This window comes from Acidiplasma cupricumulans (genome assembly GCF_001402935.1).
GTDB classification, from domain to species: Archaea; Thermoplasmatota; Thermoplasmata; order Thermoplasmatales; family Thermoplasmataceae; genus Acidiplasma; species Acidiplasma aeolicum.
In genome coordinates, this window is the sequence record NZ_LKBH01000221.1 from 1 (window position 1) to 944 (window position 944).

Sequence of the window (944 nt, forward strand, 5' to 3'; positions counted from 1 at the left end):
GAATACCTTAGAAGAAATGACCCGCAGCTTGATAGGGAATTGAGGGAGATACTGTTTTCAAATAAGGAATTAAAGGATCTTGGTGATTAAAATATTCATCAAAATAATTTTGTTCAATTTTCTTATTTATTATTTTAACAATATATAAATAAACAGAATAATTAACAGTCAGACCATTAATTTATTGCGCCAATTGCTGAAATAAAATCACCACAGCATTGCATGTTAAATAATTAACATAAGTTTAATTAAAATCATTACAATAATGCAATATGAAGAAAATTTTGGTTTTGGCCTCTGGTAATGGTACAAATTTTCAGGCAATAATAGATGCAATAAATAATGGCGTGGTAAATAATGCAAAAATAACAAAATTGATATGCAACAATAAAAGGGCAAATGTACTTGAAATTGCCAGATCAAACAATATAGAACCAATATTAATAGATTCAAAAGGTGATTATAATAAATTAATATCAGAAATACTATTATCAGAAAACCCGGATTTAATAGTATTGGATGGTTATATGAAAATATTACCTGATTTTATTATAAATAAATTTTTATACAAAATAATAAACATACATCCGTCATTACTGCCATTATTTGGCGGCAAGGGCTATTATGGAAAGAGGGTACATGAGGCTGTATTAAAATCCGGTGCAAGATTTTCTGGATGCACAATACATTTTGCAACAAATGATGTTGATAATGGCCCAATTATAGACCAGAGGATAGTTAATGTTGATGATTATGATACACCGGAATCACTTGAAGAAAAAATACATGAGCAGGAGCATAAGGCATTGGTATTTTCCATAAACCTTGTATTAAGTGGAAACTATGAGATAAATGGCAAAAGGGTTATAAGGAAATTATAATTTATCCAAAAATATATAATAATTTAACATAATTTTATATTTATAATTAAATGAGGGGTTTAT

At 27.8% G+C, this 944-nt stretch carries 1 protein-coding gene; it reads left to right on the forward strand.

Annotated features, from left to right (window positions below):
• Positions 1-272: 272 nt before the first annotated feature.
• Positions 273-881: a phosphoribosylglycinamide formyltransferase gene (purN, locus tag AOG55_RS06450; RefSeq protein ID WP_048101922.1), complete on the forward strand. Its 609-nt coding sequence runs from the start codon at positions 273-275 to the stop codon at positions 879-881.
• Positions 882-944 lie beyond the last annotated feature (63 nt).

What these genes read in the sequence shown, in the direction of transcription:
- purN (WP_048101922.1), top strand. Translation starts at nt 273, where the DNA reads ATGAAGAAAATTTTGGTTTTGGCCTCTGGTAATGGTACAAATTTTCAG.